General features: G+C 40.6%; 13 protein-coding genes and 1 pseudogene. 11 read left to right on the top strand and 3 right to left on the bottom strand.

Annotated features, from left to right (window positions below; genetic code table 11):
• Positions 1 to 76 precede the first annotated feature (76 nt).
• Genes ACY8DT_RS02230 through ACY8DT_RS02220 form a run of 3 tightly spaced genes read left to right on the top strand, consistent with a single transcriptional unit; the run spans position 77 to position 2,865 of the window.
• Entirely contained in the window at positions 77 to 1,075 is a 999-nt protein-coding gene (locus ACY8DT_RS02230; protein WP_462421318.1) for a TRAP transporter substrate-binding protein, read from the top strand.
• A gap of 21 nt (positions 1,076 to 1,096) precedes the next feature.
• On the top strand, positions 1,097 to 1,600 hold the full coding sequence (locus ACY8DT_RS02225; protein ID WP_462421317.1) for a TRAP transporter small permease: 504 nt from the start codon (positions 1,097 to 1,099) through the stop codon (positions 1,598 to 1,600).
• Positions 1,597 to 2,865, top strand: a complete 1,269-nt coding sequence (locus ACY8DT_RS02220; protein ID WP_462421316.1) for a TRAP transporter large permease — start codon at positions 1,597 to 1,599, stop codon at positions 2,863 to 2,865. Before ACY8DT_RS02225 ends, ACY8DT_RS02220 begins: the two co-directional genes overlap by 4 nt.
• Before the next feature lie 62 nt (positions 2,866 to 2,927).
• Here ACY8DT_RS02220 and ACY8DT_RS02215 read toward each other — a convergent pair whose 3' ends face one another.
• A complete protein-coding gene (locus tag ACY8DT_RS02215; protein ID WP_462421315.1) occupies positions 2,928 to 4,178 on the bottom strand; it encodes a hemolysin family protein in 1,251 nt (416 codons plus the stop codon).
• Positions 4,179 to 4,365: 187 nt separating this feature from the next.
• Between ACY8DT_RS02215 and ACY8DT_RS02210 the strand changes: the two genes are divergently transcribed.
• From ACY8DT_RS02210 to ACY8DT_RS02195, 4 genes are all read left to right on the top strand, one after another.
• Complete coding sequence (locus ACY8DT_RS02210) at positions 4,366 to 4,728, top strand: MFS transporter (protein WP_462422207.1); 363 nt, start codon at positions 4,366 to 4,368, stop codon at positions 4,726 to 4,728.
• 72 nt (positions 4,729 to 4,800) lie between these two features.
• A complete protein-coding gene (gene aldA, locus ACY8DT_RS02205) occupies positions 4,801 to 6,246 on the top strand; it encodes an aldehyde dehydrogenase (RefSeq protein ID WP_462421314.1) in 1,446 nt (481 codons plus the stop codon).
• Between the two features lie 303 nt (positions 6,247 to 6,549).
• Positions 6,550 to 7,173, top strand: a complete 624-nt coding sequence (locus tag ACY8DT_RS02200) for an NAD(P)H-binding protein (RefSeq protein WP_462421313.1) — start codon at positions 6,550 to 6,552, stop codon at positions 7,171 to 7,173.
• A 37-nt stretch (positions 7,174 to 7,210) separates the two neighbouring features.
• Positions 7,211 to 8,242, top strand: coding sequence for a glutamate synthase-related protein (locus ACY8DT_RS02195; RefSeq protein ID WP_462421312.1), 1,032 nt, complete (start codon positions 7,211 to 7,213; stop codon positions 8,240 to 8,242).
• Between the two features lie 128 nt (positions 8,243 to 8,370).
• Here the strand turns inward: ACY8DT_RS02195 and ACY8DT_RS02190 are convergent, their stop codons facing one another.
• Positions 8,371 to 9,075 carry a DUF554 domain-containing protein gene (locus tag ACY8DT_RS02190; protein ID WP_462421311.1) on the bottom strand — a complete coding sequence of 235 codons (705 nt, stop codon included), beginning with the start codon at positions 9,073 to 9,075 and terminating at the stop codon, positions 8,371 to 8,373.
• A gap of 261 nt (positions 9,076 to 9,336) precedes the next feature.
• On the opposite strand from ACY8DT_RS02190, the gene ACY8DT_RS02185 reads away from it, so the two are divergent.
• Entirely contained in the window at positions 9,337 to 11,010 is a 1,674-nt protein-coding gene (locus ACY8DT_RS02185; protein ID WP_462421310.1) for a M20/M25/M40 family metallo-hydrolase, read from the top strand.
• A gap of 197 nt (positions 11,011 to 11,207) precedes the next feature.
• Here ACY8DT_RS02185 and ACY8DT_RS02180 read toward each other — a convergent pair whose 3' ends face one another.
• Positions 11,208 to 12,629 (bottom strand): sodium:solute symporter family protein, encoded by a 1,422-nt coding sequence (locus ACY8DT_RS02180; RefSeq protein ID WP_462421309.1) that lies wholly within the window; start codon positions 12,627 to 12,629, stop codon positions 11,208 to 11,210.
• A gap of 290 nt (positions 12,630 to 12,919) precedes the next feature.
• Here ACY8DT_RS02180 and ACY8DT_RS02175 point away from each other — a divergent pair.
• The 3 genes and pseudogenes from ACY8DT_RS02175 to ACY8DT_RS02165 all read left to right on the top strand — a co-directional run bounded on the left by ACY8DT_RS02175 (position 12,920) and on the right by ACY8DT_RS02165 (position 17,702).
• A pseudogene (locus ACY8DT_RS02175) lies at positions 12,920 to 14,368 on the top strand (DUF2075 domain-containing protein).
• A gap of 527 nt (positions 14,369 to 14,895) precedes the next feature.
• Positions 14,896 to 16,641, top strand: a complete 1,746-nt coding sequence (locus ACY8DT_RS02170; RefSeq protein WP_462421308.1) for a hypothetical protein — start codon at positions 14,896 to 14,898, stop codon at positions 16,639 to 16,641.
• A 755-nt stretch (positions 16,642 to 17,396) separates the two neighbouring features.
• On the top strand, positions 17,397 to 17,702 hold the full coding sequence (locus ACY8DT_RS02165; RefSeq protein ID WP_462421307.1) for a hypothetical protein: 306 nt from the start codon (positions 17,397 to 17,399) through the stop codon (positions 17,700 to 17,702).
• Positions 17,703 to 17,741: the final 39 nt, after the last annotated feature.

Genomic DNA, 17,741 nt, shown 5'->3' with positions numbered 1-17,741 from the left:
ATATGAAATATGTATGCGTTTACAAAAGAGGTCCGCTCCAGTGTCAGATTTATGGAATTGGAAAAGGAGGGGAAGTATGAGAATCCTTAAAATACTGATGTTAAGTATCATTACAGTATTGGCCGTCACTGTAATATATATCTTTTTTACCGACAGTGAGACTGTTGAATCTGATGGGGATGTGATCATCCGTTTTGCCCATGGTCAGCCGGAAAGCAATGAAAGGCATGAGGCTGTCATGCGCTTTAAAGAGCTGGTTGAGGAACAGTCAGACATGGAAGTGCGTGTCTATCCCAATGAACAGCTCGGTACTGAAGCAGAAATGATTGAAAGTGTCACTTTAAATGATCTCCAGATGGTCGCTGCAAGTGCATTCAGTCAGTATGACCAGAATATCAGCATCTTTGAATTGCCTTACTTGTTCGAATCTTATGAAGAAGCATGGGAAGTGCTTGATGGAGAAGTGGGCGAAGAGGTTGCCGAACCATTTCTTGAAAATAATTTAAGGATAATAGCATATTTTGAAAATGGTATGCGTCATGTCACGGCGAATAAAAAAATAGAAAGCCCGAAAGATTTTGGAGGATTGAGTATCAGAACTCCGGAATTCCCATTATCGCTGGCGACTTTCCAGGCAATGGGTGCAAACCCGACACCGATGGCATTCGGCGAACTGTATATGGCACTGCAGCAAGGGACTGTAGATGCACAGGAAAACCCGATTTCAAATATTTATACAAGCCGTTTCCAGGAAGTTCAGCAATATCTGAACAAGACATCACATCAATATATGCCGTTGCCTGTGGCAATCAGTGATGATTTCTGGGGCTCTTTATCTGAAGAGCAGCAGCAGGTAATAGAAACAAGTGCACAGGAAGCTGCACAATTTCATAGAGATTTAATCGTTGAAAATGAAGAGAAGATAGAAGACATATTGGAAGAAGAAGGAATGGAAATAGTAGAGGTGGACACCGAACCATTCAGGAAACAGGCAGAGAGTGTCCATGAAACATATAGAAATGTCTATGGTGATGAGATATTAGATAAAATTCTTGATCAGCTTGATAGAGAATAAAACAGTGAGGGGGAAAAATCAATGGGCATTCTAAGATGGTTGGATGAACATTTCGAAGAATATATTTTGGTGATTTTAAGTACTTTCACTGTCGTTATCATATTCTCTCAAGTTGTTTTGAGATATATATTCAGCAGTTCCTTGCCTTGGTCTGAAGAAATCGCGAGGTACGCATTTATATGGCTGATCTATGTAGGTGTCAGTTATGGGGTGAAGAGACAAAAACACTTGAGTGTTGATGTAATCACGATGCTTTTTAACGATAAAGGAAAAATTATCATCAATATGATTGCGAATGTACTTTTCCTTATATTTGCACTTGTAATCACTTATTACGGTATAGATATCGTAGGAAGGATAACAAGGGAATCTACAGCACTCGGAATACCGATGGAGTACGTTTATCTGGCCCTTGTGGTCGGTATGATTCTGACGTCGATCAGACTCATCCAGAATATTTATAAGAGCTACTTGGAATTAAAAAACAACGGAGATGACACAGGAATAGGAGGAGAATCATTATGACAGCAATAGTACTTTTTGCGAGTTTCTTCCTCTTCATGCTGCTGTCTGTTCCGATTGCGATAGCGCTGGGTCTGGCATTGATAGTCACGGCCTTATACTCACCGGACCTGACGCTGACGTTTCTGTCACAGAGTCTGGTGACTTCGACGGATAATTTTGTATTGATGGCTGTGCCTTTCTTTATTCTCGCTGGAGAGATTATGGGAAAAGGCGGCATTTCCTCAAGGTTATTCGAAGTGGCCAACGTATTTGTCGGCAGATACACCGGAGGCTTTGCGATGGCGGCAATTTTGACGAGTATGTTCTTTGCTGCGATTTCCGGTTCAGGTCCTGCAACGGTCGCAGCAATCGGCGGTATGCTGATTCCGGCAATGGTTGCCGAAGGGTATGACAGGAAATTTGCGACAGCGGTCATTGTGTCGGCAGGTGCCCTTGGAATCATAATCCCACCGAGTATACCCCTGGTCTTATATGGTGTGGCGGGAAGCCAGTCGATAGGAGACTTGTTTATAGCGGGCATCATCCCGGGTCTGCTGATTGGACTCCTGCTTATGATCTACTCTTATTTCTACTCAAAGAAGAAGGGATTTACAGGCACGGGAGAACCTTTCAGTTTCAAAAGATTGTTCAGTGCATTGAATGATGCGAAATGGTCCATCCTGATTCCAGTCATAATTCTTGGAGGGATATATGGTGGTTTATTTACACCGACGGAAGCGGCAGTCGTTGCAGTGGTCTATGCAGCAGTCGTCAGCCTGTTCCTGCATAAGGAAATCAAATTAAGAGAATTCCCGATTGCAATCAGAGAAGCGGCACTGAATTCAGTAGTAATCTTACTTATCATCGGTACAGCAAACGCTTTTGGTACAGTCCTGTCGATGGAACGTATTCCTCAAGTTGTTGCAGAAGGATTCCTGTCTATTACTGAAAATGAATTGATGCTTATGATTTTAATTATCATTCTGTTACTCATTATTGGATTATTTATCGACACATCTGCAGCAGTAATAATATTTACACCGATACTATTGCCAATGGTCCTGGAGATTGGGATAAATCCGATACACTTCGGTATTGTAATGATTGTGGCACTATCAATCGGGTTCATCACACCGCCGATGGGTGTCAACCTGTTCGTCGGGTCAAGCATTTCCGGACTCAGTGTACCGACACTTGCAAAAGCTATAGTCCCTTTTTTCTTTGTACTGCTGATCGGATTGATAATAATAGTGCTTGTACCACAACTGTCATTGATGATGTTGTAGAAAATAAAAAGGATATGCCGGGCTATATTATAGCTGGCATATCTTTTTTTATAGATCTCTTTTTAATCTTCCTCATCCTTACTTTCACCTTTAGTTATCCTCACCGTATTTATCTTTCTTTCTTCAGCTTCCATAATTTCAAAAGTCAGATTGTCATGTGTCATTGTGTCACCGATTTCGGGAATATCTTCAAACTCACTGAGGATGAATCCAGCGAGGTTATCTTCCTCTTCGGGAATATGTGTGTTAAATGTATTGTTCAGAAAGTGAAGCGGAATTTTGCTGTCACATATTATTTCATCACGCGTCTGTTTTTTGATGAGGATGCCGTCGACATCCGTTTCATCCTGAATATCCTGACCGATGAGTGTTTCGATGAGCTCTTCATTTGTGATGATGCCTTCTGTACCGCCGAATTCATCAAGGACGATGGCCATATGTTTGTTTTCTCTCAGCATTCTTTGGAATACGGCTTTGATCGGCTGGAATTCATAGACAGTCATAGGATTCAAGTCACTGAATTCTTTGATGGACTTTTCCGGATGATCTGACCATGCGACGAAAAACTTTGCGTGGAAGACACCGATGATATTATCCAGATCGCCTTCATAGACCGGGTAGCGGCTGAATCTTGAATCGAGCAGTGTTTCTTTTGCTTCTTCAAACGTGATATCAGCACTCAGGCCGTCCAGTTCCGTACGAGGTGTCTGGAGTACATCGGCGACGTTCAGATTGGAGAAGTCGAGTACGCCTTTCAACCCGTAAACTTCCTCATTCTCAAAAGTACCTTCTGTATGCCCGATGTCCACCATCGCCCGCATATCCGACCTTGAAATGGTGAGTTCCCGTCCATCATCTTTGCCGAGCATTTTGATTGTCGTTTTTGTAATCAAGTTCAACAGCCAAATAAAAGGTCTCAGGACGAAAAGTATCCCCACAGTCGGATAGTAGACGATATGGGAAATTCTTTCAGGAAAGGCAGCTGCCACTGATTTTGGCATCACTTCTGCGAATATGATGATGAGGACTGTCAGGATTGCTGTAGTGATTCCGATGTTCCAGCCGTATTCCAAAGCGACGATGGTGACCAAAGACGGTAGAATGATGTTCGGCAGGTTGTTTGCGATCAATATACCCGGGATGAACACCGTAGGATTGTTGACAAGCTTGAGCAGACGCGCCGCTTTTTTATCACCGTTGTTCGCTTTCAGCTGCAGCTTCATTTCGTTCGTCGCTGTGAGTGCAGTCTCACTGCCGGAAAAATAACTAGATGCTATGAAAAGTAAAATGATTGCTATGAATAATCCAGTCAAATGTATCCACCCTCTTGTTATTAGTTAAATGTAATTCGAATTTAGTTACTTGATTAAATTATAACAAAGTGGGGGAGGTAAGTTGAATTGTTGGTTCGTAAAACGATGATGAAAATTTATTTATAATGGCAGAAATTCTGAAATTTTTATTAGTCTGATTTCAGGATTCTTAATCATTTCACTATTGATGAGAAAAATTGGGAGAAGAACAACAATAATTATTGGATTGGTCATCTTAATCATCAGCAGTATGGTCATGTTAGTCGACACGTCAAGCTTATTGTTGATCGGTGTCAGCTCTGTAATCAGAGGTTTAGGATTTGCACCAATAATGGGTACAGCTTATGCAATGCTCGCTGACGTTATTGATTATGGTGAATGGAAGAACGGAGTCAGAAACGAAGGACTTACTTTTGCCGGCGGCACTTTCGCAACGACTGTCGGTACGGGGCTTACTTCCGGTGGTGTATTACTGCTTATACTATTCTATTTTTATAATCTGGATACATTTTATAAAGATATTGTTAGAGATATTAAGAACAGAGCATAGGCTAATATAAAATATTTGTAAGCACTTACAAAAAATGAGATAATTATAAAAAATAATAAGAGGTGTACAAACATGAAGAAGTATCAAATGTATATTAATGGTGAATTTGTAGAAGGGGAAAACAAGGAATACTCTGACGTCCTCAATCCTTCCACTGATGAATTGGTATCACAAGTTCCAATCGGTACGATAAACGATGTGAAAAAAGCGATTGACGCAGCAGATGGAGCTCAGGATGCATGGGAAGCACTCCCTGCCGTTGAACGTGGCAATTATTTAAAAGCGATCTCAAGTAAAATCAGAGAAAACGTGACTGAAATTGCACGTACAATCAGTGAAGAGATTGGTAAGACTAAAGAACTTGCTACAGTCGAAGTCAATTTCACTGCGGATTACATTGACTATATGGCAGAGTGGGCAAGACGCTATGAAGGAGAGATTATCCAGAGTGACCGGCCTTACGAACAGATTTTTGTTTTCAAAAAGGCAATCGGTGTAACAACAGGAATCCTGCCATGGAACTTCCCGTTCTTCCTTATTGCGAGAAAGATGGCACCTGCTCTGATTACAGGTAATACAATTGTAGTTAAACCGAGTGAGGAATCACCGAATAACGCAGCACTCTTTGCAAAAATCGTTGATGAAATCGGTTTGCCTAAAGGGGTTTTCAACTTAGTTAACGGCCGAGGCAGAGACATCGGAGAAGAACTCTCTTCCAACCCAAAAGTGGGACTTGTTTCATTAACTGGCAGTGTTGCAGCAGGACACAAAGTTATGGAAGCGGCGAGCAAGAATATCACAAAAGTGAACCTTGAGCTCGGAGGAAAAGCACCTGCAATCGTACTTAAAGATGCTGATCTCGATCTGGCAGTAAAATCGATCGTTCAATCAAGAGTCATCAACACTGGTCAAGTATGTAACTGTGCAGAGCGCGTTTACGTACAGGAAGAAGTCAAAGATGAGTTCATCAGTAAATTTGTAGAAGCAATGAAACAGGTGACATACGGTAACCCGCTTGAAAAAGAAGGCATCGATATGGGACCTTTAATCACTAAGAAGTCACAACAAGATGTAAAAGCAAAAGTCGATAAAGCAATCGAAGAAGGTGCTGAACTTCTATTCGGCGGGAACGTTGTAGAAGGGAAAGGTAACTTCTTTGAGCCGACCGTTCTTGGAAACGTGAGTAATGATATGAATATCATGCAGGAAGAAGTATTCGGACCTGTTGCACCAGTCGCAACATTCAAGACAATCGATGAAGTCATCAATCTTGCGAATGACAGTGAATACGGCTTAACTTCATCCGTTTATACAGAAAACATCAACAAAGCGATGAAAATCGTTGCAAAACTTAAATTCGGAGAAACTTACATCAACAGAGAAAACTTCGAAGCAATGCAAGGATTCCATGCAGGTACGAAAAAATCAGGTATCGGTGGGGCAGACGGTAAGCACGGTCTGGAAGAATATTTACAAACACATGTTGTATACCTTGAATATGACAATGATGTTCAGTAAACAAAAAAATAGTTAAGTGAAAAAGGTGGGCCATCCAACGATGGCTTGCCTTTTTTATAGTGTGAAATAATGAAATGGACGGATCGTCTTTATTCAGGAGGAGCTTTTTTGACACTTTTAAAGATTTGAAGCAGTTGATGATTAAATAATTATTATTGAGAACAGCTGCTGTCAGTTGTGATGTCATTTTAAAAAAGTAAAAGAACAGCATGGTCAACATTTAAAAGGTTTTTCACTATCAATAGTGTTTCAATGCCATCGTATAGGGATGTTAAACAATAAACAGATCGGGGGAGAAAAAAGATGAAAGTATTCGTTTATGGCGGCAGTGAAAGACTGGGTGACCATATCTTAAAGCAACTGGATGAAAAAGGACATGAAGCGGTAACGGTTGCTGAAACTGACAACAGGGCGGAAGCACTGGGTCAGATTGGCACAACCGAGGTGATCATTGAAGGGAAGGACAGTTTTACCAAGGCACTCGATGATGTCGATGCGATTATTTACATCGCAGGCGCCAGCCCCGGCACAGGGGACGATCAGGATGCTCTGGTCGATGCCGATACAGTGGTGAAGTCACTCGAAGAAGCTGAGCAACAAGGGATAGAGCGCATTGTCTACTTAAGCCCCGTCCATCTGGATGAGTCGGATGAATCCAAAAAGACAGGCGGAAAGGACCAACCTGAAGAATGGATCAAGGAGAGCGGTTTTGATTATACGGTCATACGTTCTGTGAAGCGGGTCAGCAAACCTGGACACGGGAAAATAGATATTACGGATTCAGCCGATGAGGATAATGATGAGATACCTTACGAAGACGTGGCCGCCGTACTTGTGGAGGCGCTGGACAATAAAAATACATTAAAGAAGACATTTGGAATGACAAAGGGAAAGACCAGTATAAAAGAAGCATTGAAAGACTTGTAAATATCAGTGAAGATTTAAAATGGGAAGGAAGGATTTTATGGGTAAATTCTCGGATTATCTGCCATCTGCAATGATAGGGACTGCACTGGCGACACCGCTTGCTTATCTTGCATATCTATACAAAAAGGACAATCGTCAGAAACAGCATGCAATTTTGCGGAATTTCCCGCTGCTCGGACGGGTCAGGTATGTTTCTGAGCATGTCGGACCGGAACTCAGACAGTATTTGTTTTCTGCGGATGATGAGGGCGAACCGTTTTCAAGACTTGAGTTCCAGAGTGTCGTCAAAGCTGGGAAGTATAACCAGCGGCTGGTCGGATTCGGCTCTGACAAAGATTTTGAAGAAGAAGGTTATTTCATCCGTAACAGCCTGTTTCCGAACCGCTTCGTCGAATATGATACATTCCCGAAGCTCTTCGATTTCATCGAAGAACTCCGCGAAGTCGGCGGGAAACCGGTGGGGATGAAGATCGTGGTCGGTGATATCGAAGGTGTGGAAGAGATGGCACGGGTCATGAAGGATTCCGGCAAAGGACCGGACTTCATCACAATCGACGGCGGGGAAGGCGGGACAGGCGCGACATATCAGGAACTCGCAGATTCCGTCGGGCTGCCGATCCTGACAGCCCTGCCAATCGTCGACGAACTGCTTCGCAATTACGGTGTCCGGGACCGGGTCAAGCTGATTGCATCCGGCAAACTCATTACACCGGACAAGGCGGCGATTGCGCTCGCAATGGGTGCGGACCTCATCCATATCGCACGCGGCTTCATGATCAGTGTCGGCTGCATCATGGCGGAAGTGTGCCATACAAATACATGTCCGGTCGGGGTTGCGACTACGGATGCCAAACTGCAGGAAGGCCTGATCATTGATGAAAAGCTCTACCGCGTCTCCAACTACGTCACGTCCCTCCGCGAAGGGCTCTTCAATATAGCCGCCGCTGCCGGCGTGGATTCGCCGACGAAACTGGAAAGGAAACATATCATCTATAAGGACGGTAAAGGACGCATCGAACCAGTGGAAAACATGCTTGAGAAGATTCAGCGGGATGAAGACGATGAATAAAGGAAGCGAGACAAAAATTTAATGAATGAATAAATCCGTACGTTTGCCTCCTGAGAGTCAAATGTACGGATTTTTCGTCTCTTTTATCCAGACCTTACTCTTTTAAGGGCTTGTGCCCCCGCCCCTTTTCATATGAAGTAATATATCATCGTCATGATCAGCACCACAAACAGCATAGCCGGAAGCAGGTTGGCCACGCGGATATTCAATAGGCCGAGCAGACGTATGCCGATTGCGATGATCATGACACCACCCGTGCCCGTGATTTCCGTAATCATCTGATCCATCAACTCCGGCGGGACGAAACGGTCGATCTGTGCTGCGAAAAGTGCGATGGTCCCCTGGAACAAGAAGACCGGCAGCGCCGAGAAGATGATGCCGATGCCGAGTGCGGATGTCAGGAATATGGACATGATCCCGTCGATCAGCGACTTCGTGTAAAGCACTGTATGGTCACCGCGCAGGCCGCTGTCGAGTGCACCGACGATGCCGACGGCGCCGACGACATAGACGAGAGTCGCAGTGACGAATGCCTTGGCGATGCCGCCGTCAGTGGCGCCAGTCTTCGTCTCCAGCCATATGCCGAAGCGGTTCATCTTCTCTTCAATCTGCCATTTTTCACCCAGCATGGCACCGAGGGCGAGGCTCACCACGACGATGAGGATGTTGTCGCTCTCAAGAGCCATATCGATACCGAGGACGATTACGGCAATCGACAGACCCTGGATGAGGGTGGTTTTCATATTTTCACTGATATTGCGCCAGAACAGGCCGATGAAACTGCCTGCCATGATTGCGAGCGCATTTACTGCGGTGCCGATGAGCGCGAACATAGCCTTACCTCACTTCACTAAGTATGTATGATGCAGAATATTGCCACTGTAAATTAGTATAAGGATAGTACCAGCACGGCGGATTGTCAAAGGGAAGTTTTACGGTACCTGACAAAATTGGCGTTTTAATGATATTGAAAAGAGCTGATCAACTCAGTATTTTATGCAGCTGAAGTTAACATTTGCACCACGCAGCAAGATGAACATTGATATAATCAAGTTAAGAAAATAAAGAACTTCTATATGTAAAGGAGCATACTTATGAATGGAAAGATAGAAAGGCTCGATTGCCGGGAAGAAATTCTGGCAGTCACAAAAGAACTCGTCGGTATAAAAAGCGAAGTCAATACAGACGGGGAACGCGCGATTGCTGAAGTGGTATACGATAGACTTAAAAAACATCCATATTTTAAAACGAACCCGGACCGGCTTGTTATGGAAGAGACGATAAATGATGAGCAGGAAAGGTATAACGTCATGGCATATGTGAAGGGGACGCAGACGGAAAGCAACCGAACGGTAGTGCTGATGGGGCATATGGATACGGTCGGGGTCGATGACTTCGGTGTGTATCAGGAACTCGCATTCAAACCCGATGAATGGAAAGTGCATTTAAAGAATGAATCTCTCCCGGAAGCTGTGCAGTCTCAGGTGGAATCGGATGACTGGCTGTTCGGCCGTGGTGTGCTCGATATGAAGAGCGGGGTGGCAAGCAACATTCATCTGCTCAAGTATTATGCATCACATCCGGAGCAGCTTGACGGCAACCTTGCCCTGGTCGTGGAGTGTGATGAGGAAGATGGCTCGCACGGCATATTGTCGGCACTGAAGACATTGAAACGCTGGCAGAAGGAAGAAGGCTTCGATTACGTCTCTGCAATCAACTCAGACTTCGTCGCACCCGCCTACGCAGGAGATAAGAACCGTTACATATACAAAGGGACAATCGGCAAACTGCTCCCGTCATTCTTCATCACCGGCGAGGAGACGCATGTGGGTTCCGCATTCGACGGGCTCGATCCGAACTTCATCGCAGCAGAACTCAATCGTCAGATCAGCTACAATCCGGAGCTTTCAGACATGGCGCTGGGGGAGGCGACGATTCCGCCTGTGTCACTCAAACAGACCGATCTGAAACCGAACTATACGGTCCAGACGGCGTTGTCCGCGTACGTGTACTACAATTTCTTCGTCCATTCATGGTCGCCTGAGAAAGTGCTCGAACTATTGAAGGAACAGGCACGCATCGCTTTTCAGAATGCGCTCGACACCTTCGAAGCACGATACCGGAAATTTAGCGAAATGAGCGGCGGACAGGAGCGCGAAATCCAGTGGGAACCGAGGGTCTACACTTATGATGAGATGGATGCCCTTCTTACAGAGGCACATGGTGAAAATTATGTTAAACATATGAAAGATTTCAAGGAAAAGCTTGAACAGGACGAAAGTTTAGATTCACGTATGCTTGCGGCACGTGTGGTCGAAGAGGCATGGCAGTTCATGCCGGATAAAAATCCTGCAATCATCGTGTTTTATTCTTCACTTTATTCACCAAGAGTGGCGTTGGCGGGGGAGGACGAAAACGAGCGCAGGCTGCTTGATGCGCTGGATGCGGCAATCCAGGAGATGCAGCCGGAGTATGCACACCCGATTGTGGCGAAGAATTTCTTTCCGCATATATCGGATATGAGTTTTGTTGCGATGAGTGACGACATGTCTGAAATTGATGATATGGTCCGGAATACACCGTCGTGGGGTAAGAAGCTGTACGTCGATTATCAGGATGTTGCCGATCTGAATATCCCAGTCATCAACATCGGACCATACGGCATGGACGGCCATAAGCGGCTCGAGCGGATGGAAATGACCTACTCGCTTGAAATGGTGCCGAATCTTGCGAATATTGTTTTGAGAAGAGTGCTTGAAACCGGCTAGAATCACTATAAACGACAAATGCTCAGTGTGTAGTATATATGAGTATTTCAGACCGTTATTATATATCCTGACAGTTCTGGGCGTATTTTAAATTCCGTTTGTATAATTTTACCATAAAATCGCGTCATTCAATTAATCAATTCCAGAATAAATAAATGCCGTAAGTGTCCTTGATTGGAGACTCACGGCATTTATTATTATGCCCTCGCGGGCGAATTTGTTTTTGTAAATAAAGTCATGACAAGCAGAATGATGATCGACACCGGCAGACCGATGAAGATGGGATGCAGTCCGAAAGGATGCCCCAGCACCTGCCAAATGACAGCTGTGACCAGGCCGCCCCACATGGAGGCAATACCGGCGGAATTCGGCACTCTTTTCCAAAACATTCCGATGATGACGGGAGCAAGCAGACCGGAGACGGTCATTGCCGTGCCAGTCACCATCAGGTTGACGAGCTCCGGGATCACCAATGCAGAAATAAGTGCGACGACGGACACGATCAGTACAGAGTACCTGCTCCAAAGCAGCATTTTCTTTTCTCTGTAATGTGTTGCATTCGGTCTGACGATGTCGTTCACGATTGAAGAGGCACCGGCCAGCAGGAAAGAATCTGCACTTGAGATGACGACCGCAAGCAGCACGATGATCATCAGAACGACCATCGAGAAGGGAAATACTTCTTCAATGACGCCGTAGTAAATGAATACTGGATCGATATCCGTGAGCCTGAGCCCATACCGGCTGAATACACCGATGAGGACGATGAGCACACCAAGACCGACGGCAATGACCATTGATATCCAGTACGCATTGGTGGCGGTTTTGACGCTCTTCGATGCCCACACACGCTGCCAGAGATCCTGTCTGACAAACTGGAACACACCGAGCGTAAACAGATAGATCAATATTTCACCTGTTGAGATATTCATCACGCTGAGCATGTTCTCATCGCCGACGGATGCAGCATATTCTGCAGTCGGACCCCATCCGCCGGAAGCTGACACTACTGTGATGAATAAGATGATGATGCCGATGGTGAGGATGGTCCCGTGGATGACATCCTGCCAGATGATGGCCTTCAGTCCGCCGAAATAAGTTTTGAACGTGAGCAGGAACCATCCGATGAAAATACCGAGCGTGAAGTTCATCCCGATTGTCAAATTCAATATGGTGGCAATTGCGATGAAATTCGTACCTGTCATAGCGCAGTAAGAGAATAAAATGCTGAATACAGTAGGCACACGAGCGCGTTCACTGTAACGGAGCGCAGTGTAGTCTCCAATCGTGACCATATTATGCTGCTCGCCCAGATGGCCGATGCGTTTGATTAAAAATGCAGCGAAAATGATCACGCACAGGAATATGGAAATATGTATCCACTGCTGTCCCATACCCAGGCGGTAGCCGTTTTCCATGTAGCCGAGCAGCGTCGAGCCGCCGACGCCCGTCCCGATGAATGTCATGATTATGGGTAAGATTGAAACAGATCTGCCTGCCACATTGTAATCTTCATATGTCTTATTTTTCCGGGTCATGTATAAAGCCATGACAAACAGAAAGATGAAGTAGGCAAATACGATGACTGACAAAAAGATTCTTGCATCTCCGCTGAACATACGGTGACCCACCTCTTTAAATTTTATGTAGTATAATTTTAAAAATACCCACCAATTATTTTACCAATTTCATTATTTAATTCCAATCTGTTTACTATAAAATGAAAAATATTTATAGACGATAGCGACAGGAGATGAATGATCATTTACATTTTTGATGCGGTACCTGCATATATGCAGCCCGTCAATCAACGACATACACTATTCAAATCATATACTCTTATTATTCAGATAAATATAGTACAATGGAATCAAATTCCAATTCTATCGAATGGTGGGAGTCAAGATGAATGTCCCATCACTTCATAAAATTTCATTCGTACTCAGGAGTTGTTTTAATGGGGAAATTAAACACAGAAATCATTCCATTCACTAAAGACAGAATAACTGGACTCAAAAGTATGGATTACAATAATTATCCAGTCGTATACATACTTCACAGCAATAGGAAGAAGTTGAAAGCATACATAGGGGAGACCGTTCAAATCCGGAACAGATTGAACAGTCATTGGAAAGATAAGAAGGCGATGGATAAAGCGCTCATTATTTCTCATGAACACTTTAATCAATCAGCGACATATAATATTGAGACGAACCTCATAAATTATTTCATTGCTGATCAGAAATATGAACTGCTGAATAAAAGCCAGACAACATCTTCAGTGACCCATAACTATTATGAGAAACCAAAATATGATTATGATATATTCCAGGATTTATGGGAAAAGCTCAGGCAGGACAAGCTGGTGGACGGGACGCTCGAGCATCTGCAGAATAAAGACATATTCAAATTGTCACCCTATAAGGAACTCTCAGAGTCACAGATAGAGTTGAAGGAAAACATACTGGAGTTCTGTAAGGAGAATATTGATAGTGAAGAGCCTGCGGTATATTTCATTAAAGGTGACGCAGGGACAGGTAAGAGTGTTGTCTTGAGTTCGACATTCAATGCAATCCAGGATTTGTCGAAAGAGAAGCATTCAGATTTATTTGATACGAAAAATCATTTACTGGTCAATCATGAAGAAATGATAAAGACTTATAAATCCATAGCGTAGAGTCTGCCGAATCTTCTGAAGAAGAGCTTCATGAAACCGACGACTTTCATTAATGATGTCAGTAAGGGGAAAATCGAGAAAGCGGATATCACATTGGTTGATGAAGCGCACTTACTGTTGTCGAGGGAAGATGCATATAACAATTATGTAGGAGATAATCATTTAAAGGATATTATCCAATCCAGCAAAGTGACGATAGTTGTTTTTGATGAAAAACAATTTTTGAAATTGAAAAGTTATTGGTCTGAAGATTTATTTAAGAAAATCAGCAAAGGTGCGAAAGTGAAAACTTTCGAACTGACCGACCAGTTCAGGATGCAGGCAGATGATGAAATTGTGGACTGGATCGACGACTTTGTCAGCAAGAAAGTCCGGCCGATTCCGGATTCATCGGACGACTATGAGTTGGAAGTATTTGATAATGCAGGGGACATGTTCGACCTCATTAAAAAGAAGGATAAAACGCACAGTTTATCCAGGATCGTTGCAACTTTTGATTATGAACATAAGAAAGACGGCAAGGAATATTATGTAGAGGAAATTGGCTTTAAAGGCATATGGAACACCACCGGTGAAAAGCAGACATGGGCAGAGAGGACAGACACGGTAAAAGAAGTCGGCTCCATCTATACGGTACAGTGCTTTGATTTGAATTATATAGGAGTCATACTAGGTCCATAGGCTTCCTATAGTGAGAAAAAAGAAGAATTGGTGATTTTAGCGTAAATGTATAAAGGGTGTAGAAGCATTCCGTGACTCGACGAAGAAAACAGTCGAGTTTAACGTTAGAGAAACCAAAGAACAAATCATATTAAACATCGTTAATGTGTTGATGAAAAGGGGATTTAAAATTATATATTTATGCAAGTGGTATAAAATTACGTAGAGCACTGAATCACATTAAATAGAAAGGACTGTCCGTGGAAAATCTGATTACTGAAATCAACAAATTCAGGGATTAAAGAAACAGGAGAAAATGTCATAATTCAAAAATTAAGCTATGATATTATCTTTAAAGGCCTAAGGTTTGTCAGAAAATTTTCAATAGAAACCCTCAGAAAAAGAATGAAGTTAAGTATCCGATTAAGTAGATTGATAATGATAATCTCTTTTAGAAGACACTATTTAAAAAAATGAAATTTTAATGCTTTGTTGAGTTTATTCAGACAAAGATAGTATTATACACTCTTTATTAAAGGAGAGATTAAATGGAATTTGAAAAGCTAGCAGTAGATAAAATTGCGAACTTATGCGCACTATCTACCAGATTATCTAGTGATATTCCTGTTAATGATAAAGGTATTTCATTTGATGGTAAAATAATACTTTATAATAAAAAGGGACGAAAAATAGAAGGTTATGAATATGAGATTCCTATTCAGGTTAAATCTAAGCAAGTGACAGCTTTTACTGAAGGATCTATAAGCTATAGTTTTAAGTCAGCTCATTTTAAAAATTATATAAAAAGAGGTGGTTGTCTAGTTTTTATCGTAGAAATTAATAAATTAACTGGGGAAGCAAAGCCATATTTTAAATGTTTTTTGCCTATGTATTTAAATGAATTATTGATTAGTAAAAGAGAAAACAAATACATTTCTCAAAATTTTCATATCTTAGAATCAAAAGCACATTTAATACAAATATGTGAATTTATGAAAAATGAAATGATCAAGCAACATAATAAAGGTTTAATCTCATTATCCAATCCAACTATAAAAAAGGTTGAAATAGTGCCTAATACCCCAAATTTGAAAGATATTTTTAAAGAGAACAGTATTTTCAAAGAGCCATTCTCTACATATGGACATATTGATCAAATGGAGTTACCTGTCGGAATATCTTATTTAGAAGGGATTAGTATTATAAATACATTAAGTAAGCTGTATGTAAATGACGAGGAGTTTAATTTGAATATAACATACACAAAAAAAGAAAATGAATGGCATTTATTTATTGAGGATAAGTTTTTATTGAAACCTATCGACGGAAATTCTCAAAAAGTTAGATTCTCACTAATTAAATATGGCGATGTTAACGCCCAATTGCCCATTATCAATTTTATTATTATTTTGTTAAAAAATGGTCATTTAAAATCTAGGTATTTTGAAATAATTTTCGATACAGACAATATTTTAGACTCTATTGAATATTTTCAAGAAATGAAATATGAACTCGAAAACTTCAAAAAAACAGCAGCTAAACTTTTTTTACCTTTAAATTTTGTAATTCAAGGCGATGAAGACATTCATACATTAAGTGTTTTAAATGACATGGTTCTGGAAAAGAATTTTTCAAAGACGAAGTTCGAAAATAATTCCGATTATATATTTTTTATTATTAAGCTATATTATAAAAAATTCTTACTTTTTTATAATCCGAAAAGTAAGGATATAATAAACCCATTTGAAAGTTTTGAAGAAAGAAGTATTGCTTATTTTACGCATGAAGGTAAAGATATAGTAACATCTATTTTCTTAGTTTTAGAATTTGAAGCATTTGAATGTCAGAATTTCGATTCTGGTATTATAAAAGATTCATTCAATAAAATCGATGTCACTCATATTGACTATCAGTTTACTAATATCAATAGATTTATATTGAATTCACTCAATGCTTTCGACCAATTCAATAATGATAGTTTTATTTATTTAGTGAAATCTCTATATGAAATAGCATCTGGTAACCTGATAGATGAAGAGAATAAAGATATACTCTTTCTAAATTATTTACAAGCTATTAAGAGATCAGGAGGTAACATAATAGATGGAAAATATTTGAAGCGTTTATTTGAAATGATTGAAATATATGAAAATAACAATGAATTTTTATTCTCTATTCATGTGTTATTAGAAAATAAAGCATACGCTATAGACAACTTTTCAAAATTAGAAGAGAAAAAGAAGCAAGAATATTATAACTATCCAATTTATCACTTATTTAAATCGATAATATAATTTTATTTTTAACAGGATTCAGATGGAACCATACCAGTAGCACAAGATATTTAATTCACTTTGAAGAAAACACCCTTTGTATTAAAAGAATATTTTAAACGATGTTCAACAAACTTCATCTTTTCTTTAAAATGTCTAGATCGAGTTACAAATATATCCGCTAAGATTTTAGAAAGTTTTTATTTCATTTATATATTTAGGGTGCAAGTTGGGATAATAATGGATAACTATCCCACTTATATAAATAGAGCGATAGTATACTGTCATGTAAGACTGTGACTTCATAAGTGATAAAAGTAGAATTTAAAAAAGATATGAAACAAAGAATATTTTGATCCACATTTATCGCAGTGTTGTCTGAAGTTTAAAGGAATGATATTTTTATGAATATATATTTAGAAAAAATAAGTGATGGACAAGAAATGCTTTGTCTCGAATGAATCTAAAAAGAAAAGTTATTCCTTTTAAAGAGAGATTTCAACAATATGGAAAAGAATAATTAGATAATATTTGTAATCATCTGTTGGTGGGGGTTTAATAGATCATCAGCAGATTTTTATCTTAATATAGAAAATTTAGAAAATTTCAAAAGGATATTGATATAATAAAGATGTTTTTTGTAGTGTTCTACAATCAGATTTGCGAAAATTTATAAATGATGGTTTAAAAGAACTTTATGGGTTTTCAAAAGAAATATCTACTTGAATATTTGAAGTTGGCGGATTAATACATAGAGGTGACAGGAGTGAGTTACAGTGAAATTTTTAACTTATGATGAGGCTATTAATCAAATTTATACACTGCAGGAATATGTACAACTGGTTAATGATTATGAGGAAAAAGACTTAAAAACATATGTCATTAAAACTTATACTGAAACAGGAAGCATAGTAGGCATAGTAAGAAAGTCAGTAAAAGAAAATTCATTTTATAAAGAACAACTAAATTTTGAAAAAGTGAAAAACATCATATTATCTGATTCAAAAAATGATGCTCTTCATAGAATAGTAAAGAAAGCATATAAAGAAAAAATAAAAAAACAGAACAAATGTTCTTATTGAACTGAGATGTATGGTATAATATATTATTATAACTTATAA

It is taken from the genome of Salinicoccus sp. Marseille-QA3875, assembly GCF_054950095.1.
The sequence above is the reverse complement of the archived record's forward strand: the minus strand, read 5'-3'. Positions and strand labels throughout refer to the sequence as shown.